Genomic DNA, 21,555 nt, shown 5'->3' on the forward strand with positions numbered 1-21,555 from the left:
CACCGCGCAGCGAAGCGGGAACCCACCCGACACCGCAGCCTTCAACGGCGCGGTAGACGGGAATCGCCCTCGTTCACGGGGGCGAGGATGTCAAAACTGGGACAAGAACAAAGAGACGCCCTTTCCCGGCGGCATCGTGATCCCGGATGACGAGATGGGGCGGCTGCACAAGGTGGGCTTCGCCCAGGAGTTCGACATGAGGGGCAGCAGCTCGACCTTCAGCCACGACATGAACAGCGACGCGCCACCTGCGGTGAATGCCGCGGACCCCGGCCGCGACGGCGGCCGCGGGGACGTGTCGCGGGGCGATGAAGAGAACAGGTGAACATGCCGCACAAGACCTCTCGGTGTCTGTTGGTGGCGCTGACCGCCTCGATGCTCCTGAGCGCTTGCTCTGCCGCCGGCCGGGACCGCATCACGCGCGACCCCCTACCCGTACTGGGAGCGGGGAGCCGGCGCCCCCGAGGCCGCACGACGCCGCTCGCCGCTCCACCCCCTATTGCTCCCCAGGTCGTTACGACGGCGTGGTCACCCAGCACAGAGGCCACTGCTGATGGGTGGTTCGGGATTCTTCGACTCCACCGAGGCGAGACTCGTCCCAAGCCCCGTCGTGGTCTCAGCCGATGTGAGACACCACTCACCCGGCTCGCCATGCCCCAGTACGGAAGGCGTCGAATCGAAGGCGCAGGCACGCCGGCCACCGGGGCGGCGGAGCACATTGGTCCGGGCAGCAGGCGCCTGCCCGGTTGGTCACATGATGGTCCCAGCGGCAGGCGACGCCTCGCATCGCCCCAGGCCGGAGAACGAAGGACGACCGGGGCCGCCACCCCCCACAGGAGAGGCCCCGGTCGTCTTCCACGGGGCCGTAGGACGACCCCGTATTCCACTCAGCGCCGCCGCGGCGATTTCTGTCACACCACACTCTGTCCGAAGAATGTTGCAGGTTGTACAAGCCGTGGACGTACTCACGCGTAAGGTCGTAGCGTGCTGAGTCGCGCAGGGCGGCGAGGCAGTGATGACCAGCTGCTATTCAAGACGGCAGGGCAGGTTGAGGGAGTGCTGGGGGACGACGCTGAGCTGACCGCCGCCGTGCTCGCGGCGCAGGGCGGGGACGAAGATGCCTTCCGTACTGTGTACCGCGCCGTGCAGCCGCGTTTGCTCGGCTACATACGGACACTCGTGGGGGAGTCGGACGCCGAGGACGTGGCGTCCGAGGCGTGGCTGCAGATAGCCCGCGACCTCGACCGCTTCAGTGGCGACGCGGACCGGTTCCGCGGCTGGGCGGCGCGCATAGCCCGCAACCGCGCCCTGGACCATCTGCGGATGCGCGGCAGGCGCCCCGCCATAGGCGGCGACGAATCGGAGCTCTCGGACAGGCCGGCCGCGTCCGACACCGCCGACGAGGCGATGGAGGCCCTGGCCACCGGCAGCACGATGTCGCTCATCGCCCAGCTGCCGCAGGACCAGGCCGAGGCCGTGGTACTGCGCGTGGTCGTCGGACTGGACGCCAAGAGCGCGGCGCAGACGCTGGGCAAGCGGCCGGGGGCGGTGCGCACCGCCGCGCACCGGGGGCTGAAGCGGCTGGCCGAGCTGCTGCGTGTGAACGGTGCGAGCGGCGAGGGCGGCGCGAGCGGCGGAGAAGGCGCGGGGGGAACGGAACACGCGGACCGCGTGCGCGCGGATGATCCGGCGGACCAGGGCGCGACGCGCCGGACGACGGAGCTCGGTGCCGTGCCCGCCCAGCGTCCCGCACACCAGGGGCTGGCGGCCCCGGCCGGTGTGACGCATACGCGTCCTTGGACGCAGAAGGACATGTGATGGCCGACGAGCGGTACGAATGGCTTGACGAGGACGCGGCGGAGCACCTGCTTCGCGGCGAACCGGTCGCTTCCCTCGACGGTCACCGGGCTACGGAGGCGCAGGAGCTGGCGGCGGCACTGGAGGCCGTCGCCCGGACCGCCCGCCCGGCCGCCGGCGAACTGCCGGGCGAGGCCGCGGCGCTCGCCGCCTTCCGCGCCGCCGCGCACTCCGCGCCTTCCGTGCCCACGAACGCGGGCGATCTCGCCACGAGCGCGGAGACGCCGGGGCGCGCCGAGGTCACCGGACACGTGGAGGAGGTGGGCGAACCGGTCACGGCCGGCGTGCTCGACCCCGTCCGCATCCGCCCCGTCACCGGCACACCCGTCACCGGCACACCCGCCACCGGTACGGCCGCTTCGGCCGCCCCGTCGGCCGGGGGCTCCCCGGCGGCGGGCCGCGGCCGTGCCCGTACCCGTTCCCCGCGCCGGAACGGACCCGTGCGGTTCGGTCTGGTCGCCTCCTTCGCGGGCTGCGCGCTCGGTGGGGTGGCGATGGCCGCGAGCGCGGGCATGCTCCCCGGGCCGTTCGGCGAGCACACCCCCGGACCGGCGACCTCCGTGACGGCCGACGCGTCCCCCGACGGGGTCGGCTCACAGGACGTCACCGGCACGCACCCGCCCGCCGATCCGCCGGCCTCCCCGGACGCGTCGCCCTCCGCGCCCCGGACCGGCTCCTCCACCCCCGGCGACCGGGACACCGACAGGAGCGGCGAGGACACCGACCCCGGCAGCGGCGACGGCCGGACGGCCGGCCGCGGGCCGGATGGTTCCCCGCGCGGCAAGGCGTCCGGGAAGCCGGGGAACCGGACCTCCGGCCACTGGTACGCCGAGGCGAAGCGGGCATGCCGGGACTACCGCAACGGCGACCTGGACGACGACCGCAGACGCGCCCTGGAAGCGATGGCGAAGGGCGCCCGGAACCTGGAGCGGTTCTGCGACCGGATCCTCGCCAAGGGCGGGAAAGGGCAGAACGGGCAGAACGGGCAGGGTGATCAGGACGGGCAGGGCGGGCCGGGCGACGGCGACCGCACCGCCGAGGACGGCGACGACGACGGTCACGGCCGGGGCCAGGGTGTCGCGAACGAGCAGGGCGCGGGGAACGGGCGGAACCAGGCCCTCCCGGCGGCCCGGTTCACCACCGCCCCGAAGCGGCCGTCCGTGCCCCCGTCTCCGCGGCGGTCCGCGCCCCCGTACGCGTCACCGTCCGCCTCGTCCTACGCGGCACCGTCCCTCTCGCCGTCCACGATCCCGTTCGCGATCCCGCCCTCGGCGTACCGGGCGGCGGATGGTCCGGCCGCCGGCTCCTTCGGCCGCGAGCCGTGCGCACGGGGCTGCGGCAGCGCCGCCCACCACCAGGTGTGACGTTTTTCGAGGCCGTGACGCAGTACTGAATGCCGACTGGTCATCGGCAGCGCGACGAGCCGAGGTTCCCCCCGTACCTGTGGCTCAGCGCATCGGCGCGGGCGGGACATGTTCCCCCTGTCCCGCCCGCGCCACCCCGCTTCCGATCGGAGGCCACCCGACAGGCCCTCAGCCGTGGACGACGACCTTGTCCCCCTCCTTCACCTGGGCGAACAACGAGGCGATCTTCTGCTCGTCGCGGACGTTGACGCAGCCGTGCGAGGCTCCGGCGTAGCCCCGGGCCGCGAAGTCCGCCGAGTAGTGCACCGCCTGACCGCCGCTGAAGAACATCGCGTACGGCATGGCCGTGTGATAGATCGTCGACACGTGGTGCCGAGACTTCCAGAAGACGGAGAAGGTGCCTTCGCGGGTCGGCGTGTACTGGGAGCCGAAGCGGACGTCCATCGACGAGACGACCCGGCCGTCGATCATCCAGGACAGCGTGCGGCTGTTCTTGCTGATGCACAGCACCCGGCCCGTCATGCAGCGCTTGTCCGGCTTGGCGACGGGCAGGGTGGCCGGCGGGTGCAGTTCGGTCGCCGTCGGCGGACGCGTCATGCCCAGCAGCCGCTGCCAGGTGACGGTGTCCGTCTCGCCGGTGGCGGCCAGGCCGCGCTTGGTCTGGAAGGACCGTACGGCGGTGGCCGTGACCGTGCCGTAGTAGCCGGTGGGGGAGCGGTCGAAGTGACCGATCTGCCGCAGCCGGGCCTGGAGCTCGCGCACCCGGTCCCCCTGGGTGCCGCTCGCGATCAGTGGTGTGCCCTGCGGGTCCGGTTCCGTCGGCGGCTCGGGCGTGGCGGTCGGCCCGGTGGTCGCGGTGGCCGTCGGGGAGGCCGACGAGGGTGCGGCCTGCGGGGACGTGGCCGACGCGTCCGGGGACGCCGACCGCCGCGCGACGGGCTTGGCGTCGTCGCTCGGCGCGGACCCGGGCGGTGCCGGCGGCGGTGCCGGCGGCGGTGCCGAGCCGTCGGCGGCCGGCGCCTCGCAGCCGACGGTCGCGACGGCCACGGCGAGCACGGCCAGCGTCGCCTTGGCCGTGGCCCGTGCCCAGCCCTGTCTCCCGCGCCCCGCCCGATCTCTGCCGCTCGTCCGTGCGGTGGGCGGTGCGGTGTCCTGCGACCCGAGCGGTGCCCCGCCCCGCGACGCGTCTGCCGTGGTGCTTCGTATCATCTCGGTCCCCTGCTCCTCCGGGTTGCTCCGGTGTCCCCAAGGAACGGTTCCCGCCCTCCCCGGTTGCCAAAGCCCGCACATGGCGGGGCAAACCCGCGCATGATGGGGGGAGGCGGTCACGACGACCCCGGGCCGGGCGGGTGCTGTGAGCAAGGTCCCAGCGTCCGCCCCTCCATCGGCCTCGTGCCCGCCGATACAGTCCGTCGCGGGAACCCCATCATTCATTACCAGAAAGTAGCTTGTGGTCGACAAGCGGCTTGGTGAAGCAGCTTCAGCGGGAGGCACAGCAGATGACGCGTGAGTCGGAGTCGGGACTGCCGATCGAGCCGGTGTACGGGCCGGACGCACTCGACGGCTGGGACCCGGCGGAGAAGCTGGGGGAGCCGGGCTCGTACCCGTTCACGCGCGGTGTCTACCCGACGATGTACACCGGCCGCCCGTGGACGATGCGGCAGTACGCGGGCTTCGGCACGGCCACCGAGTCCAATGCCCGGTACAAGCAGCTGATCGCCAACGGCACCATGGGGCTCTCCGTCGCCTTCGACCTCCCCACCCAGATGGGCCACGACTCCGACGCGCCCATCGCGTCCGGCGAGGTCGGCAAGGTCGGGGTCGCGATCGACTCGGTCGACGACATGCGGGTCCTGTTCGACGGCATCCCGCTGGACAAGGTGTCCACGTCCATGACGATCAACGCCCCGGCCGCCCTGCTGCTGCTCCTGTACCAACTGGTCGCGGAGGAACAGGGCGTCGGCGCCGAGAAGCTGACGGGCACGATCCAGAACGACGTGCTCAAGGAGTACATCGCGCGCGGCACGTACATTTTCCCGCCGGGCCCCTCGCTCCGCCTGATCGCGGACATCTTCAAGTACTGCCGGGCCGAGATCCCGAAGTGGAACACCATCTCGATCTCCGGATACCACATGGCGGAGGCTGGTGCCTCGCCCGCGCAGGAGATCGCGTTTACGCTCGCCGACGGCATCGAGTACGTCCGCACCGCCGTCGCCGCGGGCATGGACGTCGACGACTTCGCGCCCCGCCTCTCCTTCTTCTTCGTCTCCCGTACGACGATCCTCGAAGAGGTCGCGAAGTTCCGCGCCGCCCGCCGGATCTGGGCCCGGGTGATGAAGGAGGAGTTCGGCGCGAAGAACCCCAAGTCGCTGATGCTGCGCTTCCACACCCAGACGGCCGGGGTGCAGCTGACGGCCCAGCAGCCCGAGGTCAACCTGGTGCGCGTCGCGGTCCAGGGCCTGGCGGCGGTCCTCGGCGGCACCCAGTCGCTGCACACCAACTCCTTCGACGAGGCGATCGCCCTGCCGACCGACAAGTCCGCCCGCCTCGCGCTGCGCACCCAGCAGGTCCTGGCGTACGAGACGGACGTCACGGCGACCGTCGACCCGTTCGCCGGTTCGTACGTCGTGGAGAAGATGACGGACGACGTCGAGACGGCGGCCCTGGAACTGATGCGGAAGGTCGAGGACCTGGGCGGCGCGGTGCAGGCGATCGAGCACGGCTTCCAGAAGAACGAGATCGAGCGCAACGCGTACCGGATCGCTCAGGAGACCGACAGCGCCGAACGCGTGGTGGTCGGTGTCAACCGCTTCCAGCTCGACGAGGAGGAGCCGTACGAGCCGCTGCGCGTCGACCCGGCGATCGAGGCGGAGCAGGCGGCCCGCCTCGCGAAGCTCCGCGCGGAGCGCGACCAGGGCGCGGTGGACGCGGCGTTGACCGAGCTGCGGAAGGCGGCGACGGGCGCGGACAACGTCCTGTACCCGATGAAGGACGCGCTCAGGGCGCGGGCCACCGTCGGCGAGGTCTGCAACGCGCTGCGGGAGGTGTGGGGGGCGTACGTGCCGACGGACGCGTTCTGAGGCGTTCCGGGGCCGCCGCTCACCAGAATTCACCGCCTCCCCGGGAATTCACCGCTCCCGTCTGGACGGAGTGTCGTACCCACGTGCGACACTCCGTTCATGCTGGGTGTCACCGACCTTCCTGCCTACCTCGCCGGCCTGGCAGTGATCGTGCTGCTGCCGGGACCGAATTCGCTGTACGTGCTGTCCGTCGCCGCCCGGCGCGGGGTGCGCACCGGGTACGTGGCGGCGGCCGGGGTGTGGACCGGGGACACCGTGCTGATGACCCTGTCCGCGCTGGGCGCCTCGTCGCTGCTGCGGACCACGCCGGTGCTGTTCGCCGTCGTCAAGTTCGCCGGTGCGGGCTATCTGGCCTGGCTGGCCATCGGCATGCTGCGGTCGGCGGTGGCGATGTGGCGCGAACGGCACCGGCGGGTGGCCGAGCTGACGGAGGAGAGCGCGGGGGCGGAAGCCGCCGGGGCGATGGAGCGGCCCTACCGCCGGGCCCTGGTGATCAGCATCTTCAACCCGAAGGCGATCCTGTTCCTGATCTCGTTCTTCGTGCAGTTCGTCGACCCCGGTTACGCGTATCCGGCGCTGTCGTTCCTGTTGCTGGGCACCCTGCTCCAGATAGCCAGCGCCCTCTATCTGTCGGTGCTGATATTCGGCGGCACCCGCCTGTCCGCCGCGTTCCGCCGCCGAAGGCGGCTGTCGGCGGGCGCGACCTCGGCGGCGGGGCTGCTGTTCCTCGGGTTCGCGGCGAAGCTGTCGCTCAGCAGCGTGTGACGGCGTATCTGGTATCCAGGGTGTCCCTGGTGTCCTGGTGTCTTGGTGTCCCCGAGTCGTCGTCCTCGCGAGGGCGCCCACGGCGTGCGGGAGCGCGCGGGGGAGTACATGCGGGGCGTGTGGTGTGTGCTGCCCGTGAGGAGTCGTCCATCTTTCGTTGCTTATGGTGACGAACTCCTCACGTGCTGCCGTCGCTGCCTCTACCGTGAAGGGGTTTTCCGCTTCACTTGGCACAGCGCGAAAGGTGGTCAACCATGGCTACGCGCAAGGAGATCGACGGCTCCGAGGGCGTCCCGCAGTTCTACGGAAGCGAACTCCGCTTCAAGCGGGAGCAGGCGGGACTGACGCTCGAAAGACTGCTCGACGGCAGCTACTACGGCATCACGTATCTGAGCGAGATCGAGCGGGGCTACCGTCGCATGCCCATGGACCTGGCCCAGCACGTGGACCGGGTGCTGGGTACGGACGGGTTCTTCGAGCGGCGCTGCGAAGACGTGCGCAAGGCCAAGAGCAAGGGGCATGCCGCGTACTTCTTCCAAGTGGCCGAGGCGGAGCTTCGAGCGCGCACCATCAACCATTGGTCCAACGCCCTCTTCCCGGGACTGCTTCAGACCAAGCCGTACGCACACTCGGTCATCCGCTCCGCGCATCCGTTGGACACGCCGGAAGAGGTCGAGGCCAAGATCGAGGCTCGGATGCGGCGCGCCCGGATTCTCGACGACCCCAAAAAGCCCGAGTACTGGGCCGTCATGCACGAGTCTCTGGTGCACCAACCCATCATTCCGCCTGAGGAAATGGCTGAACAGCTGGAGCACATCGCCGCATTGGTGCGGAGCGGCCGTATTGTCACGCAGATTCTGCAGTGGAATGGCCCGACCCGCCCCTTCACTGAGCTACCGCTTTTCTTTATGGACTTCGACGACGAGCCCCCACTTCTCTACACCGAGGGCCCCTACCACGGTCAGACCATTGACGATCCATCGGTCCTGATGAAGTACCGCAAGGCATACGATCGGCTGAGGGCCGCCGCCTTGCCGCCAGAGGTGTCCCTTGCCCTGATCGAGAAGGCGGCTGAGGAGTACCGGAATGGCCAGCATCGGTCTTGACCTCGACGCCGCTACCTGGCGCAAGAGCAGCTACAGCAACGGCGACGGCGGAGAATGCCTCGAAGTAGCCGATGAGTTCGCGCGCTGGCGCAGCAGCTCTCACAGCAACGGCAGCGGCGGTGACTGCCTCGAAGTCGCGGACGGCCATCTCGGTCTCGTCCCCGTCCGCGACTCCAAGCGCCCCGACGGGCCGGTGCTCGTGCTTCCCGCGTCCGCGTGGACGCCGTTCGTCGAGTCGGTCAAGGCGGCCTGACCATCACCGCGCCTTGACGCGACCCGGCCCCGACTCTCTCGTACGACGTCCGCACCGCCCGGCGGCTCCATCGGTCCCGTTGCCGACGGCGCGCACGCGAGGCCGTGCCGACGACGGGACAGCCCTTAGATGCGCCGGGACCCTTATGCGGCGTGGCGGTGCGGGGTGAGGTCGATGGTCAGGTCGGCGTCGAGCGCGCGGGCCAGGCGGCGCAGAAGGGGGATGGTGGGTACGGTGCCGCCGCCTTCGATACGGGAGATCTGCGGCTGCTTCATGCCGCAGCGCTCGGCGAGTTCGGTCTGCGACAGGCCGAGGGCGGTGCGCCGGTCGTACACCATCTGGCCCAGATCGTGGGCGAGTTCGGCTTCCTCGTAGAGGCGGTCGTACTCGGGGTTGTCCTCGGTCGCCTCACCCAGGAGCGCGCGGTGGCGGCGGGTCTTCCACTCGGCGTGGTTCATGGTTGGTCCTCCTTGATGTCGCGGCTGTAGGCAGCGTGCTCACTGGCCGGCTCATGGCGGGCCTCTCAGATGGACTGGGCCACCTGCGCGCGCTCGACCTCCGCGGTTTCGCGCATCCTGGTTTTGCGGAACACGGTCAGGAGCACGACGCGGCGACCGGGTGCGATCCAGTAGGTGATGCGCTGGGCGTTGCCGTCAAGGTCGAAGCGTAGTTCGCGGAGCTTGGCGCCGAGATGGCGCGTGTAGGGCTCGCCGAGCGTGGTGGCGTTCGCCGCGAGCCGGTCCACTTTCTGCTCGACGAGGACGTACTGGCGGGCGGGGATGCCCTCCAGCTAGAGCCGCACCTCGGGCTCGATCCCGATTGCGTACCGCTCACCGTCGACCATAACAGGAATGATATATGGCGGCGATGATATGAGTCCCGCGATGTCGACCCCTGGCCGGTTCGATCGCGCGCCGACATCGCCAGTAAACGCCCCAGGGGCCCTATCGAACGTTTGCTCGATAGGGCCCCTGGGGTCCTCCGCGAGCCTGCTTCGCGCCTCGGGCCCCCGCGCAGCCCGCCCGGCGGGCGCCCCGTCAGCCCGTCGCCGCTCGCTTCAGTGTGCGGGCCTTGCGGGCGAGTCGGCGGACCGTCGCGTTGCGCGGGATGAACGCGAGCTGCTGGGGCACGGCGCCCGGCAGGCCCAGCGCGGTCAGCCGGCGCCGCTTGAAGTAGCGCCGGATGTCGTCCCGGTACCGGCTCAGGTAGCGCTCGGCCTCGGGCCGCAGGCCGACCTGGAGCTGCGGCTGCATGGCGTAGCCGACGGCGCTGATCAGCCCGGTCGGCTTCCCCCGGACCTCGTCGGCGGAAGGCAGTGACCAGCCGGTGACGGCGGACGGGTCCTCCAGGTCGGGCAGCAGCGCGTCGACGATCGTCAGCGGGACGCGGTTGCTGTTCTGGTACGGGGCGAGCCGCTCCAGCACGGTGTCGGTGCCGACGCGGGCCACCGGGAGCCCGTAGAACGACGCGGCGGTCAGCAGCGCGGTGGAGAAGCAGCCGACGACCAGGGCCGGCCGCATGGTCCCGAACAGCGTCTCGGCGAGGACGGGGCTGTCCAGGACGGTCAGGTCGGCGCCGAGCCGTTCCGCCTCCAGTTCCAGCAGCCGCGCCCAGTGGGCCGGTGCGCTGGGGTGCGGCTTGAAGACGACCCGGGTGTGGCCGAGGGCGACGGCGCCGCGCAGCATCCGCGCGTGCAGCTCCTCCTCCTGCTGAGGCGTGAGGATGCCCAGCGTGGAGAGGTACTGGCCCAGCAGCAGGGCCGGTGCCGGTGCGGGCCCGGCGGAGGCGGGGGAAGCGCCGAACATGGCGTCCAGCGAGGTCTCCAGTGAGGTCCCCAGTGACGCGTCCGGCGAGGCGTCGAGGGCCGCCGATCCGGCCAGTTCGTCCAGCACCTCCAGGAAGACATCGGTCGGTACGACCTCGGACTCGACGCCGAACTCGGTGAGCAGCAGCGGTCGCAGGCCCGGCACCAGGTCCAGATGGAGCAGCCTGCGGATGCGGGTGCCGAGCAGCTGGTCGAGCCTGCTGCGGGTCGGACCGTAGCTCATCAGGCCGTCGGCGTAGATGTGCACGGGGCTGTCGCCGAAGATCACGGCGAGGGCCTGGGCGGGGTTGGCCTGGATGGACTCGCAGGCGATCTCGACGGGCCCGTCCCCGAGATGCCACTCCCTGCGCACGGCCCGCTGCCACAGCGAGGCGTCCTGCTCCCGTGGCGACCATCCGGCGGGGTGGAACGGACGGATGAATTCGTTCCAGGAATACACGTCGTCGAATTCGGACTCCAGTTTCTCGAAACCGGGCCTGCGGTGGAGCGGTGTGCCCAGTTCGGGAGAGGCGGAGGTGTCACTCACGACGAGAATGCGACGGTGTTCGGACCGGGGACCGAACTGGCCCGCGCGCAATGCGGCGACGACCGTCGCGGCGGCGTACTGCGTGCACGCGGAGAAGATCTGAGTGGTGGACCGGCCGGCCGGCGCCGTGTACGTACCGGACATCAGGCCGCGACCTCCCGCGAAACGGAGCGGCGGCGTACCCGGCGCAGCCGGTCCGCACGGCGGTCGCCCAGCGAATTCAGCGTGTCCGCGAGAATGTCCTGGGGCATGCGCCGCAGAGAGGCCGCGCTCAGGGTGCGCAATTTCCGTGCCACTGCTGGTTCGAACCTTTCGATGGATTCCAGGTGGTGCGCCATGACCGCGCAATAGGTCCGTACGGCCTTCGGCAGCAGCCGGTCGGCCTCCGGATCCTGTGCCGTTTCTTCGAGCACCTGGTCGAAGGCCCGGATGAAGTCGAGCTGTCGCACGTCGCCGATCTGCGTGAGCGAGGACGCCACCCCGCGCCGGTAGAAGACCCCCTGGAGCCCGACCACCGCGAAGGACTCGGCCTCGCGGTGCAGGCGCCAGATCCAGGGCCGGTCCTCGGCGGTGCGCAGCCCGTCCCGGAAACGGAGCAGCCCCGATTCGACGAGCCGGCGGTGATAGGCGCCGGCCCAGGCGTACGCGTAGTCCACGGGCGTCGACCGGTCGGCCGGCAGGATCACGTCGCGCGGCCGCATGACGGTGTCGCGCAGGCCGTGCGGGACCTGGTGGACCGTGCGCGTCCGGTCCGTGAACTGCACATGGTCCGTACGGACGAAGTCGCAGCCCAGGGCGGTGATGGCGGCGAGCAGCCGCTCGAAGTAACCGGGAACCACCCAGTCGTCGCCGTCGAGGAACGTGAGGTATTCGCCCCGCGCCGCGTCGATCCCGGTGTTGCGGGCGGTGGCCAGGCCCCCGTTCGTCTCGTGTCCGACCAGGACGGCACCGGGGATCTCGCGCTCCGCGCGCGCGAGGATCTCCGGCGTCCCGTCGGTCGAACAGTCGTCGACGAGAATGAATTCGAAATCCTCGCGGGCGTTGGCCCGCAGACTTCGCAAGGTATCGGGAGCATATGCCTGCACGTTGTAGAACGGCACGATGACGGAGAGCTTGACCACGTGCCACACGCTAGGCGCGGGGTCGTCATTTGCCTTTGCCCCGGAAAGGACGACAGGTGAACGAAGAATGTCGAAATGATGAACCGGATCGATTGCCCGCCCCGTGCGGGGTTTTCGCGAGGGTGATTCGCCGATCGTCGGCGGGCTGTTAACCAGCTGTTGCGGTCGCGTTGGGCCGCGAATCGAAATGCCTTCCTAAGTTCTGGGGCGTGGCTCCACGTACCGATAAGACGACCGCCCTCCGGGTAGCCGTGCTCGCCGACTCCGACACCCGGTGGAAATGGGGCGCGCTCACCGCGCGCCGACTCACCGCCGACGACCGGGGTGGTCCGGCGCAGCGCGTCGAGATCAGCGGACTGCTGCTGCGCGGCCGGGCCACCCCGACCCCGCGCCAGCTCGCCGAGGTCGGAGACGTCGGCATCGCGTCCGACCGGGTGCGCGAGGTCACGGCCGTCGAGTTCCTGCACGCGGTACGGGACGAGGGGTACGACGTCGTCGTCCTCGCCCTCGTCGGGGGAGCCGTCCAGGCGATGCTGCACGGGCTGGCCGCGCTGGGCCCGGCGGCCCGGCCGGTGCTCGTCACCGGCTATGTCGGCGTCGTCTACGAGAAGCTCGCCGACGGGCTGCTGCTGCGGCACGGCGCGGACGTCGTGCTCGCCAACTCCCGCCACGACGCGGAGCGTTTCCGCGCGGTGTACGAGGGGGTCGGCGCCGACGCCTCGGCCGTCACGGAGGCCGCCCTGCCGTTCCTCGGCGGCGAGCCGTACCGCCCGAAGGAGGGCCGCGACACCGTCGTCTTCGCCGCCCAGCCCTCCGTTCCGGCCTCCCGCGCCGAACGCACGTACCTGCTGCGCCGACTCGTCGAGCACGCCCGGCTGCACCCGGACCGCGAGGTGCTGCTGAAGCTGCGGTCCAAGCCGGGGGAGCACACCACGCACATCGAGGAAATCCCGTACCAGCGGCTCGCGGAGAGGATCCCCGGCGGGCCGCCGCCCAACTTCCGTCTGGTGTACGGGCACATGGGCGAGGTCCTGGACGGCGCCGACCTGCTGGTCACGGTCTCCTCGACGGCCGCCCTGGAGTCCCTGCACCGGCGCATCCCGACCGCGGTCCTCACCGACCTCGGCGTCCGCGAGGCCCTCGGCAACCACCACTTCATCGGCTCGGGCCTGCTCACCTCCTGGGACCGCCTGGACGGTGGCCACCGCCCGGAGCCCGACGCCGGATGGCTGGCCGGTCAGGGGGTCGCCGCCGACGGTACGTACGCCACCGCCTACGACGCCGCCCGTGCCCGCGTGGAGGACCTGCTCGCCGCCGGGCGGCTGCCCGGGATCGCCCCGTACTACACGCCCGCCACCGCCCCCGGCTACCTCCCCGGCATCCTCGCCCGCCACCACCTGGGCCCCGACGGCCGCCCACTGCCGGGCGCGCAGCGGCCGCGCGAGACCGGCGGGCTGCGCGGCGCGGTCCGCGAGGCGGTACGGGAGGCGGCGCGGGGCGCGTACCGGCAGGGCGTCCAGCGGGTCGCCCCCGTCATCCGGCGGATGGGCGAGCTGTGACCGCCGCACCCGGGGCCCCCGGACCCACCACCGCGGCGTCCGGCACCGGCGCTTCCGGAGCAGCCTCGCCGACCACCCCCGGGCCCGCCGCCACCGAGGCCGGACCCGCCGCCCCGTACCCACCGTCCACCGACCTCACCACCCACCGACCCCGACTCCAGGAGCAGCGATGACGCCGCCCACCGTGCTCGCCGTGATCCCCGCCCGCGGCGGATCCAAGGGCGTCCCGGCCAAGAACCTCGCCCAGGTCGGCGGCGTACCGCTGGTCGCCCGCGCCGTACGCGCCTGCCTCGCCTCCCACGAGGTCACGGACGTCGTCGTGACGACCGACGACGCGGCCATCGCGGACGCCGCCCGCGCGGCCGGTGACACCTCCGGCACCCCGGAGCGGCTGCACATCGTGCGGCGCCCCGCGGCCATCGCGGGGGACCGGGCGAGCAGCGAGGACGCGGTGCTGCACGCCCTGGACGCGTACGAGGCGATGCGCGACCGCGCCGCCGACGTGGTGCTGCTGGTCCAGTGCACCAGCCCCTTCGTCGTACGGGAGGACATCGACGGCGTCGCCGCCGCGGTCGCCCGCGAGGGAGCCGACACGGCGGTCACGGTCGCCCCCTTCCACGGCTTCCTCTGGCGCGACGGCAGCGCCCCGGCCCTGGAAGACGGCAACCACGGCGTCAACCACGACAAGTCCGTCCGCCAGATGCGCCAGGACCGCCCCGAGGACCTGCTGGAGACCGGCGCCGCGTACGCCATGGACGTCACCGGATTCCGCGCCCACCGCCACCGCTTCTTCGGCCACACCGCCCTGGTGCGCACCGACCCCGCGCGGGTCCTGGAGATCGACGACCCGCACGACCTGGCCCGCGCCCGCGCGCTCGCGCCGCTGCTGGACCCCTCCCCGCTGCCCACCCTCGCCGACGTCGACGCGGTCGTCCTCGACTTCGACGGCACCCAGACCGACGACCGGGTCCTCATCGACGCCGACGGACGCGAGATCGTCGCCGTCCACCGCGGCGACGGCCTGGGCATCGCGGCCCTGCGCAAGGCCGGGCTGCCGCTGCTGATCCTCTCCACGGAACAGAACCCGGTCGTCGCGGCGCGCGCCCACAAGCTCCGCATCCCGGTCCTGCACGGCATCGACCGCAAGGACCTGGCCCTCAAGCAGTGGTGCGACGAACAGTCCATCGCCCCCGAACGCGTCCTCTATGTGGGCAACGACGTCAACGACCTGCCGTGTTTCGCACTCGCCGGCTGGCCCGTCGCCGTCGCGAGCGCCCACGACTCGGTGCGCGCCGCGGCGCGTGCCGTCACCACCACGCCGGGCGGCTCCGGCGCGATCCGCGAGATCGCCGCCTGGCTGCTGGGCCCCGCTCTCACGAACCCCACCGAGTCCCCCAAGTGATCCCGGGTCCCCCCAAGACCCACACCCCGAGTTAAGGAAACAACACCTCATGAGCACCTCCCGCCTGCGCACCCTCGGCACCCGCACCGCGGGCCCCGGCCGCCCCGTCTACGTCACCGGTGAGATCGGCATCAACCACAACGGTGACCTCGACAACGCCCTCGCCCTGATCGACGTGGCCGCCGAAGCCGGCTGCGACGCCGTCAAGTTCCAGAAGCGCACCCCGGAGATCTGCACCCCGCGCGACCAGTGGGACATCGAGCGCGACACCCCCTGGGGCCGCATGACGTACATCGACTACCGCCACCGCGTCGAGTTCGGCGAGGACGAGTACCGGGCCATCTCCGAGCACTGCGCCCGGCGCGGCATCGACTGGTTCGCCTCCCCGTGGGACACCGAGGCCGTCGCCTTCCTGGAGAAGTTCGACGTGCCCGCCCACAAGGTGGCCTCGGCCTCCCTCACCGACGACGAGCTGCTGCGCGCCCTGCGGGCCACCGGCCGCACCGTCATCCTCTCCACCGGCATGTCGACCCCGAAGCAGATCCGGCACGCGGTCGAGGTCCTCGGCTCGGACAACATCCTTCTCTGCCACGCCACTTCGACGTACCCGGCCAAGGCCGAGGAGCTGAACCTGCGGGTCATCAACAGCCTCCAGCAGGAGTACCCCAACGTCCCGATCGGCTACAGCGGCCACGAGACCGGCCTCCAGACGACCCTCGCCGCCGTGGCCCTCGGCGCCGTGTTCGTCGAGCGTCACATCACCCTCGACCGCGCCATGTGGGGCTCCGACCAGGCCGCCTCCGTCGAGCCGCAGGGCCTCAGCCGCCTGGTGCGCGACATCCGCGCCATCGAGGCGTCGCTCGGCGACGGTGTCAAGAAGGTGTACGAGTCCGAGCTCGGCCCGATGAAGAAGCTCCGCCGGGTCGCGGGCGTCGTCGCCGAGAACGAGGCCGTCCCGGCCGCCGAGCCGGTCGCGGTCTGACGGGCCGACCGGTGAACCTCGCCTTCGTCGAGAGCCCGGTCCAGCTCCTGAACGTCCTGGAGTGGGCCTACGCAGAGGGAGGCGACGACCACGTCCTGGCGGACGTCACGGTCGTCGTCCTCCCCCCGGTCGACCCGATGTCGCGCGGCCAGCTGCGCCGGATGGCGGAGCTGGCCCGCGACGAGGGCGTCAACGTCCGATGGCAGGAGGCGCGCGGCGGTGCGGGCGCGCCCCTGAAGACCCTGCGCGCCCTGACCGGACTGCTGCGTGGCGCGGACCGGATCGTCATAGGGGACCCGTTCTCCCGTTACGTCCAGCTCCTGCTGACCATGGTCCGCGCCCGCCGCCTCACGGTGGTCGACGACGGCACGGCCACCATGGAGTTCGTCGCCCAGCTCGCCCGCGGCGAACGCCTGGTGCGCTGGCACCGCAAGGGCAGCCCGGGCCCGCGCGAACTGGTCCTGGCTCCGGTCACGGCCCGCGCCCGCAGCCGCTTCACCCCCTCCGCGACGCGTACCGTCGAGGTCTTCACGGCGATGCCGGTCGAGGCCCCGCCCGGTGTCACCGTCACCCCCAACACCTTCACCTGGACCCGCGCCCGCTTCGGCCCGCCGCGGCTCACCAAGGGCGCGGACATGGTCGGCACCTCCCTCGTCGAGACCGGCGTGGTCGACCAGGACCGCTACCTGGAGGCCGTCGCCTCCCTGGCCCGCACCCACCAGGCCGCCCGCTACTTCGCCCACCGCCGCGAGTCCACCGAGAAGCTCCACGCCCTGGAGGCGGCCACCGGCCTGGAGATCGTCCGCCCCGACCTCCCCCTCGAACTCATCGCCCGCCGCGGCCCCATCGGCCGCACCGTCCTGAGCTTCCCCTCCACGGTCGTCCACACCCTGCCGCTCGCCCTGGCGGGCACGGAGGTCAGGGTCGCGGTCTGCGACATAGCCCCGGAATGGCTCCGCGACACCGCCTCCCCCCGCGCCCACGGCTTCCTGACCGGGGTCACGGAGACCGCCCGCGACGTCCAACGCCTGGCGCCCTGGCGGGCGACGGCGGTCGGGGAGGCGTGAGAGCGGTCTGACGCGGGTCCGACGGGAAACGGCGCGGGACACCGCGCGTGATCGGACCGTGCCTCCGGGGCACCACCACGGGGTGCCCCGGACGGCTCGACGGGGACGCGGCGCGCGCCCGTGCCCTCAGGCGTTCCGGCGCTCCAGCATGCGGGAGAGCAGGTTGCGGGTGGCCCGCTGCACGTGCGGGTTCACGAAGCCGGGCTCGTAGAGCGCCAGCGGCCAGTAGAACGTTCCGGCGACGAAGACGTGCGTGCCCCGCTCGTCGACGCACAGGCTGGTGTTCTGCACGGTATGGCCCCGGCCCAGCCGGTCCTTGTAGGGGGACGCGGAGAGCAGCGTCTGCGTGGTGCCCGCGGGCCGGGGCATGGCCGGATTGCAGCCGTCGGCCTCGACGGCGATCAGGTCGGGAATCCTGTCGCCGTCGCGCAGACCGGTGCCCGACCAGAACCAGTGGCCGCTCTCCCGGACGACCAGGGGCGCGGGCGTCTTGAGGATGCCGTTGTACTGGACGCCGAGCAGCCTCTGCTCCGCGTGCCGGCGCTTCGTGCCGAGGTCGCGCCACCGCACCGTGGGCCCGCTCGGCCCCGGTTCGGGGTCGATGGCCTCCTTGTAGCAGGTCACCACACGGTTCGGACCGCCGTCGGCGGCGTCCTCGACACGGATCTGGAAGTAGATGTTGTTGGCGGTGAGGAACGCGAGATGGGTTCCGGCCAGGACGGCGCGCTCGGCGCAGTCGCGCATCTCCCTGGACCAGTACTCGTCGTGCCCGGAGAACATCATCACGCGGTGCTTCGAGGGATCGACCCGGCCCTCGTGCAGGTCCACGCTGCTGGCGTACGTGATGTCGTAACCGGCGCTCTCCGCCCACCGCGCCGCGCTGGTGTCCAGCTCGAACCAGTGCGGCGTACCGGACAGCGAGTAGGGCCGGTCGAAGGAGACCTTGAACGCGCGGTCCTCGGGTGCGCCCCACACGCCTTCGGGGCTGTAGCCGCGGTACAGGTTCTTTCCGGTGCGTCCGTCGTGGGGCCAGAGGTTGTACGCCTGGTACGTGGTGAACGGGACCACCATCAGGATGTCGGAGCGGCGCTCGGTGTCGCGTACGACGAAGGGCGTGCAACTGCCGTACCCGTCCTCGGTCGTGAAGACCGCCACGTAGATCCCCGACCCCCACGACCCCGGTACGCGCAGCGTCCACGAGACCGGCCAGTCGCAGGCGATGAGCCGGGCGTCGCCCTCGGCGGCCGGCCTGGTTCGCGGGTGCACGGGCACCGGGTCGCCGGTCAGCAGATGCCGGGTGCCCGTTCGGCCGTAGTGACCCACGCGGTGGACGGCCACCGTGCACGTCTGGCTGCGGTGCGACGACAGGTGGAAGTCGATCGACTCCCCGCGGCCGACGGAGGTCTTCGACGCGTAGCCCTGGATCTGGCCGACGGTGTCGGAGACCTTCTTCGTGCCGCCCCGCAGCCTGTTCCATTCCGTCGGGACCGCACGACGCGGCCTGTTCCGTTCCGTCGGGACCGCACGACTTGGCGGCACCGTGGGGCTGTTGCCGACGTGTGTGGCCGGGGTGGTTCCGTCCTGCACCCGGCATCCGGCAAGAGCGGCAGCCCCGATTCCGAACGCAGCCAACGCCGCCCTGCGGGACACCTTCGACACAGACACGCTCCGGGACCTGGACGCCGGGCCTGGTGCCCCGCGCGCGGACATGTGCGACCGGCCGACGCGGGAGTCCCGGCGCCATACCCGTCGGCGACCGTTCTCACTCCTGATGGATGTGACCGATCGTGAAGGATGATGGGGAGAAGGTGTGGTTGGTTGCCTGTGGAAGGCATCGCGGTGAACAGAGTGGCCGGAACATTGTTTTTCGGTCCGAAGTCGCATGCCTCTCGCTGATCCGGGTCGGCGCGGCAGACGGTCGGTCCCGTCCGTTGGGCCGCGGACCGGGGCGCACGCGGATTCGCCCCCACGCGCCCCCCGACCTCGAAGCGGTCCGCGCTCAGGGTTTGTCGGGACTCGTCCCCGATGGTGGTCGGATGCGGCCAGGAGTGGGCATCTGCTGGTGAACTGAACAGAATTGACTGTACGTCAGCTTAATTCCGTCGGAGTGACGACGGTCGCCGGTCCGGCCCTGAGGGCGGTGAGCCTGGATCTGCTGCCGGTCGGCGGGCTGTTCCTCGGGCTCGCGCTGCTGCCCGTAGGCGTGCGCTGCCCCGGCGCGGAGAGAGGCGCCGGGGCAGCGGAAGCCGACTGAGGCCGGCGGGGCGCAGGTGGCTGGGAGGGGCGGAAGAGCTGGCGTCGCGAGCGGCAATCTGCATCGAACTTCTTGGCGTTGCTCATGGCGTGATCGCCGCTTCGCCCAGGACAAGCGGACCGAGTCGGTTTGCCGGGGCGACCAGTTCAGTCAGGCCCGGGCAAACCGATGAATCCGCGAGCTGAGCAATCAGCCGCTGATGTCGACGACCTTCAGCTCAATGGGCCAAGCGTTGGTGCCGCATTTCAGAACCGAGGCAGCTTCGGTGGCACCCTTGCGCCAGCCCTTGCTACCGCGGTACGGCCCGTTCACGCGACCCGCGCTGGCACACTTGGCCTGCACGTACCAGGACCCGTTTCCCTTGTTGCACCAGGCGACGGCGTTGTTCGCGCTCTCGTGGCTCACGTAGGCACTACAGCCGCTCGGCTTGGGCACAGCGGCACTGGCCGCCGGTATGGAGCCCAACGTCACGCCGGTGGTCACCATGCTGATGACCGATGCCATTAATCCGAACTTCATTCCGGTGCGATTCATGACAAATCCTTCCCCTGGGGGCGAGTCGGTAAATGGGTCTCGGGAACGGTGTCAAAAGTCGCTGCGCTCTTGCATCCCGCCTTGGGAGGAGGCGCCATTCGGGCAATGGGAGGTTGTGTCCGGCATCGAAGTATGAGACTCAAGGCCGAAGTTGATGTGGATACTGCTGGGCCCATTGGCAGGCGGCTGGTAGCGGACCGCTGGGGGAGTCGTGCTTACGGCTGGCGAATGAGCGACGACGCACCCCGACCCGAGGGCGTGGGACAGGGCTTATTGGGGTCGGCCCCGAATGGCGGGCGGGGGTGGGTGAGGAGTGCCGGGGCGGGTCGGCGCTGACGGGCCGGGTCGACGGCGGGAGCCGTGACCGAGAGGCGCCGGGGGCAGGTGAGGCGGAGGGGTCCGCGGGGGCGGAGACGGGTGCGGGCCCGTTCACTCGAACGGGCCCGTCTTGCGCCCCGCGTGCGCCCAGCGATCGAAATGCGCGAGTTTACCCACCTCGTCGTCAGCTCACACGCGGCAACACGGTCATTTATTCGTCTGTGTGGCTGAACTTTTCTTGTTTCATGGTCAGTTGAAGGGGGAAGGGACGTACCCTTCACCGGGTGAACCACTTGATGTCCCGCGCGTCCGATGCTGTTCCCACGACTTCTGGCGACCCCCTCCCCGGCACCCTGTCCGACACCCTGCGCGCCGAGTTGATCGCCTTCCGGCGCGACCTGCACATGCACCCCGAGCTGGGCAACCAGGAGTTCCGCACCACCGCGGCCATCAAGGCCCGGCTGGAGAAGGCCGGGCTGCGGCCCCGGGTCCTCTCCACCGGGACCGGACTCATCTGCGACGTGGGCACGCGGGACGACTCCACCCGGCCGATGCTCGCCCTGCGCGCGGACATCGACGCCCTGCCGATCCCGGACACCAAGTCGGGGGTCCCGTACCGCTCCACCGTCCCCGACCGGGCGCACGCCTGCGGGCACGACGTCCACACCGTCTCGGTCCTCGGCGCCGGGCTCGTGCTCGCCGAGCTCGATCGCGAGGGGCTGCTGCCCAACCCCGTGCGCCTGATCTTCCAGCCGGCCGAGGAGGTGCTGCCCGGCGGGGCGCCCGACGCCATCGCGTCCGGGGCGCTGGAGGGGGTCGGCCGGATCATCGCCGTGCACTGCGACCCGAGGGTGGACGTGGGGCGGGTCGGGCTGAAGGTCGGCGCGATCACCTCCGCCTGCGACCGGCTGGAGATCGGCCTCGACGGCCCCGGCGGGCACACCGCCCGGCCGCACCTGACCACCGACCTGGTCACCGCCGCCGCCAAGGTCGCCACCGAGGTGCCCGCGCTGCTGTCCCGCCGTGTCGACGCCCGCGCCGGACTCGCCGTCACCTGGGGGCGGCTGCACGTCGGGCATGCCTGCAACGTGATCCCGCAGCACGCCGAGCTCTCCGGCACCGTGCGCTGCCTGGAGCTGGCCGCTTGGCGCGAGGCGCCCGACCTGGTGCACGCGGCGGTCGACGAGGTCGCCGGGATGTACGGCGCCAAGACCTTGATCAACTATGTCCGCGGCGTCCCGCCCGTCGTGAACGACGCCTCCGTCACCGATCTGCTCGCCGCCGCGATGACCGCGCGCCGCGGCGCCGACGCGATCGAGAGCACCGAGCAGAGCCTGGGTGGCGAGGACTTCTCCTGGTACCTGGAGCACGTCCCCGGCTCCATGGCCCGCCTCGGCGTCCGCACCCCCGGCGACAGTGCCCGGCTCGACCTGCATCGCGGCGATTTCGACGCCGATGAACGGGCCATCACGGTCGCCGTGGAACTCTTCACTGCCTCCGCGTTGCTGTACGGCAACCATCCGTGACCGAAGGTGTCACCCC

At 71.2% G+C, this 21,555-nt stretch carries 19 protein-coding genes and 1 pseudogene; 13 read left to right on the forward strand and 7 right to left on the reverse strand.

Annotated elements, in window-relative coordinates; genetic code table 11:
* From ACFYXM_RS26475 to ACFYXM_RS26485, 3 genes and pseudogenes are all read left to right on the forward strand, one after another.
* A pseudogene (locus ACFYXM_RS26475) lies at positions 1 to 325 on the forward strand (hypothetical protein); the annotation flags it as partial.
* Positions 326 to 1,056: 731 nt separating this feature from the next.
* The gene (locus ACFYXM_RS26480; protein ID WP_389292940.1) at positions 1,057 to 1,818 is read left to right on the forward strand and encodes an RNA polymerase sigma factor; all 762 of its coding nucleotides are present in this window, start codon (positions 1,057 to 1,059) and stop codon (positions 1,816 to 1,818) included.
* Positions 1,818 to 3,221, forward strand: a complete 1,404-nt coding sequence (locus ACFYXM_RS26485) for a hypothetical protein (protein ID WP_389292941.1) — start codon at positions 1,818 to 1,820, stop codon at positions 3,219 to 3,221. Before ACFYXM_RS26480 ends, ACFYXM_RS26485 begins: the two co-directional genes overlap by 1 nt.
* 168 nt (positions 3,222 to 3,389) lie before the next feature.
* On the opposite strand, the gene ACFYXM_RS26490 is transcribed toward ACFYXM_RS26485, so the two are convergent.
* Positions 3,390 to 4,430, reverse strand: a complete 1,041-nt coding sequence (locus ACFYXM_RS26490; RefSeq protein WP_389292942.1) for a L,D-transpeptidase family protein — start codon at positions 4,428 to 4,430, stop codon at positions 3,390 to 3,392.
* 290 nt (positions 4,431 to 4,720) lie between these two features.
* Between ACFYXM_RS26490 and ACFYXM_RS26495 the strand changes: the two genes are divergently transcribed.
* The 4 genes from ACFYXM_RS26495 (at position 4,721) to ACFYXM_RS26510 (ending at position 8,425) form a co-directional block, all read left to right on the forward strand.
* On the forward strand, positions 4,721 to 6,301 hold the full coding sequence (locus tag ACFYXM_RS26495) for a methylmalonyl-CoA mutase (RefSeq protein WP_389293079.1): 1,581 nt from the start codon (positions 4,721 to 4,723) through the stop codon (positions 6,299 to 6,301).
* Positions 6,302 to 6,400: 99 nt separating this feature from the next.
* Complete coding sequence (gene leuE / locus ACFYXM_RS26500; protein ID WP_389292943.1) at positions 6,401 to 7,066, forward strand: leucine efflux protein LeuE; 666 nt, start codon at positions 6,401 to 6,403, stop codon at positions 7,064 to 7,066.
* Positions 7,067 to 7,320: 254 nt separating this feature from the next.
* Positions 7,321 to 8,172, forward strand: coding sequence for a helix-turn-helix transcriptional regulator (locus tag ACFYXM_RS26505; protein ID WP_389292944.1), 852 nt, complete (start codon positions 7,321 to 7,323; stop codon positions 8,170 to 8,172).
* Positions 8,153 to 8,425, forward strand: a complete 273-nt coding sequence (locus ACFYXM_RS26510; protein ID WP_389292946.1) for a DUF397 domain-containing protein — start codon at positions 8,153 to 8,155, stop codon at positions 8,423 to 8,425. The genes ACFYXM_RS26505 and ACFYXM_RS26510 overlap by 20 nt, the downstream gene beginning before the upstream one ends.
* 143 nt (positions 8,426 to 8,568) lie before the next feature.
* Here the strand turns inward: ACFYXM_RS26510 and ACFYXM_RS26515 are convergent, their stop codons facing one another.
* The 4 genes from ACFYXM_RS26515 to ACFYXM_RS26530 form a co-directional block, all read right to left on the reverse strand.
* On the reverse strand, positions 8,569 to 8,883 hold the full coding sequence (locus ACFYXM_RS26515; RefSeq protein WP_389292947.1) for a multiprotein-bridging factor 1 family protein: 315 nt from the start codon (positions 8,881 to 8,883) through the stop codon (positions 8,569 to 8,571).
* Between the two features lie 65 nt (positions 8,884 to 8,948).
* Positions 8,949 to 9,215 carry a type II toxin-antitoxin system RelE/ParE family toxin gene (locus ACFYXM_RS26520; RefSeq protein ID WP_389293081.1) on the reverse strand — a complete coding sequence of 89 codons (267 nt, stop codon included), beginning with the start codon at positions 9,213 to 9,215 and terminating at the stop codon, positions 8,949 to 8,951.
* A 247-nt stretch (positions 9,216 to 9,462) separates the two neighbouring features.
* Positions 9,463 to 10,920: a polysialyltransferase family glycosyltransferase gene (locus ACFYXM_RS26525; protein ID WP_389292949.1), complete on the reverse strand. Its 1,458-nt coding sequence runs from the start codon at positions 10,918 to 10,920 to the stop codon at positions 9,463 to 9,465.
* Positions 10,920 to 11,897 carry a glycosyltransferase family 2 protein gene (locus ACFYXM_RS26530; RefSeq protein WP_389292950.1) on the reverse strand — a complete coding sequence of 326 codons (978 nt, stop codon included), beginning with the start codon at positions 11,895 to 11,897 and terminating at the stop codon, positions 10,920 to 10,922. Before ACFYXM_RS26530 ends, ACFYXM_RS26525 begins: the two co-directional genes overlap by 1 nt.
* 209 nt (positions 11,898 to 12,106) lie before the next feature.
* On the opposite strand from ACFYXM_RS26530, the gene ACFYXM_RS26535 reads away from it, so the two are divergent.
* The 4 genes from ACFYXM_RS26535 to ACFYXM_RS26550 all read left to right on the forward strand — a co-directional run bounded on the left by ACFYXM_RS26535 (position 12,107) and on the right by ACFYXM_RS26550 (position 16,907).
* A complete protein-coding gene (locus ACFYXM_RS26535; protein ID WP_389292951.1) occupies positions 12,107 to 13,456 on the forward strand; it encodes a DUF6716 putative glycosyltransferase in 1,350 nt (449 codons plus the stop codon).
* A gap of 169 nt (positions 13,457 to 13,625) precedes the next feature.
* A complete protein-coding gene (locus ACFYXM_RS26540; protein WP_389292953.1) occupies positions 13,626 to 14,858 on the forward strand; it encodes a cytidylyltransferase domain-containing protein in 1,233 nt (410 codons plus the stop codon).
* Positions 14,859 to 14,907: 49 nt separating this feature from the next.
* Positions 14,908 to 15,840, forward strand: a complete 933-nt coding sequence (locus tag ACFYXM_RS26545) for an N-acetylneuraminate synthase family protein (protein WP_389292955.1) — start codon at positions 14,908 to 14,910, stop codon at positions 15,838 to 15,840.
* An 11-nt stretch (positions 15,841 to 15,851) separates the two neighbouring features.
* Positions 15,852 to 16,907: a hypothetical protein gene (locus tag ACFYXM_RS26550; RefSeq protein WP_389292956.1), complete on the forward strand. Its 1,056-nt coding sequence runs from the start codon at positions 15,852 to 15,854 to the stop codon at positions 16,905 to 16,907.
* A gap of 126 nt (positions 16,908 to 17,033) precedes the next feature.
* On the opposite strand, the gene ACFYXM_RS26555 is transcribed toward ACFYXM_RS26550, so the two are convergent.
* On the reverse strand, positions 17,034 to 18,572 hold the full coding sequence (locus ACFYXM_RS26555) for a N,N-dimethylformamidase beta subunit family domain-containing protein (RefSeq protein WP_389292957.1): 1,539 nt from the start codon (positions 18,570 to 18,572) through the stop codon (positions 17,034 to 17,036).
* 442 nt (positions 18,573 to 19,014) lie between these two features.
* On the opposite strand from ACFYXM_RS26555, the gene ACFYXM_RS26560 reads away from it, so the two are divergent.
* On the forward strand, positions 19,015 to 19,161 hold the full coding sequence (locus ACFYXM_RS26560; RefSeq protein WP_389292958.1) for a hypothetical protein: 147 nt from the start codon (positions 19,015 to 19,017) through the stop codon (positions 19,159 to 19,161).
* 189 nt (positions 19,162 to 19,350) lie between these two features.
* Here the strand turns inward: ACFYXM_RS26560 and ACFYXM_RS26565 are convergent, their stop codons facing one another.
* Positions 19,351 to 19,695 (reverse strand): hypothetical protein, encoded by a 345-nt coding sequence (locus ACFYXM_RS26565; RefSeq protein ID WP_389292960.1) that lies wholly within the window; start codon positions 19,693 to 19,695, stop codon positions 19,351 to 19,353.
* Positions 19,696 to 20,309: 614 nt separating this feature from the next.
* Between ACFYXM_RS26565 and ACFYXM_RS26570 the strand changes: the two genes are divergently transcribed.
* Positions 20,310 to 21,539, forward strand: coding sequence for an amidohydrolase (locus ACFYXM_RS26570; RefSeq protein WP_389293083.1), 1,230 nt, complete (start codon positions 20,310 to 20,312; stop codon positions 21,537 to 21,539).
* The last annotated feature ends 16 nt before the right edge of the window (positions 21,540 to 21,555 follow it).

The sequence above is a fragment of the Streptomyces sp. NPDC002476 genome, from assembly GCF_042889785.1.
In the GTDB taxonomy this organism is placed as follows: Bacteria; Actinomycetota; Actinomycetes; order Streptomycetales; family Streptomycetaceae; genus Streptomyces.

Bases quoted from the DNA above. Each gene is read 5' to 3' on its own strand.
- ACFYXM_RS26515 (WP_389292947.1), bottom strand. From the start codon at position 8,883: ATGAACCACGCCGAGTGGAAGACCCGCCGCCACCGCGCGCTCCTGGGT.
- ACFYXM_RS26565 (WP_389292960.1), bottom strand. From the start codon at position 19,695: ATGAATCGCACCGGAATGAAGTTCGGATTAATGGCATCGGTCATCAGC.
- ACFYXM_RS26540 (WP_389292953.1), top strand. From the start codon at position 13,626: ATGACGCCGCCCACCGTGCTCGCCGTGATCCCCGCCCGCGGCGGATCC.
- ACFYXM_RS26510 (WP_389292946.1), top strand. From the start codon at position 8,153: ATGGCCAGCATCGGTCTTGACCTCGACGCCGCTACCTGGCGCAAGAGC.
- ACFYXM_RS26525 (WP_389292949.1), bottom strand. From the start codon at position 10,920: ATGTCCGGTACGTACACGGCGCCGGCCGGCCGGTCCACCACTCAGATC.
- ACFYXM_RS26490 (WP_389292942.1), bottom strand. From the start codon at position 4,430: ATGATACGAAGCACCACGGCAGACGCGTCGCGGGGCGGGGCACCGCTC.
- ACFYXM_RS26495 (WP_389293079.1), top strand. From the start codon at position 4,721: ATGACGCGTGAGTCGGAGTCGGGACTGCCGATCGAGCCGGTGTACGGG.
- ACFYXM_RS26505 (WP_389292944.1), top strand. From the start codon at position 7,321: ATGGCTACGCGCAAGGAGATCGACGGCTCCGAGGGCGTCCCGCAGTTC.
- ACFYXM_RS26545 (WP_389292955.1), top strand. From the start codon at position 14,908: ATGAGCACCTCCCGCCTGCGCACCCTCGGCACCCGCACCGCGGGCCCC.
- ACFYXM_RS26485 (WP_389292941.1), top strand. From the start codon at position 1,818: ATGGCCGACGAGCGGTACGAATGGCTTGACGAGGACGCGGCGGAGCAC.
- ACFYXM_RS26570 (WP_389293083.1), top strand. From the start codon at position 20,310: ATGTCCCGCGCGTCCGATGCTGTTCCCACGACTTCTGGCGACCCCCTC.
- leuE (WP_389292943.1), top strand. From the start codon at position 6,401: ATGCTGGGTGTCACCGACCTTCCTGCCTACCTCGCCGGCCTGGCAGTG.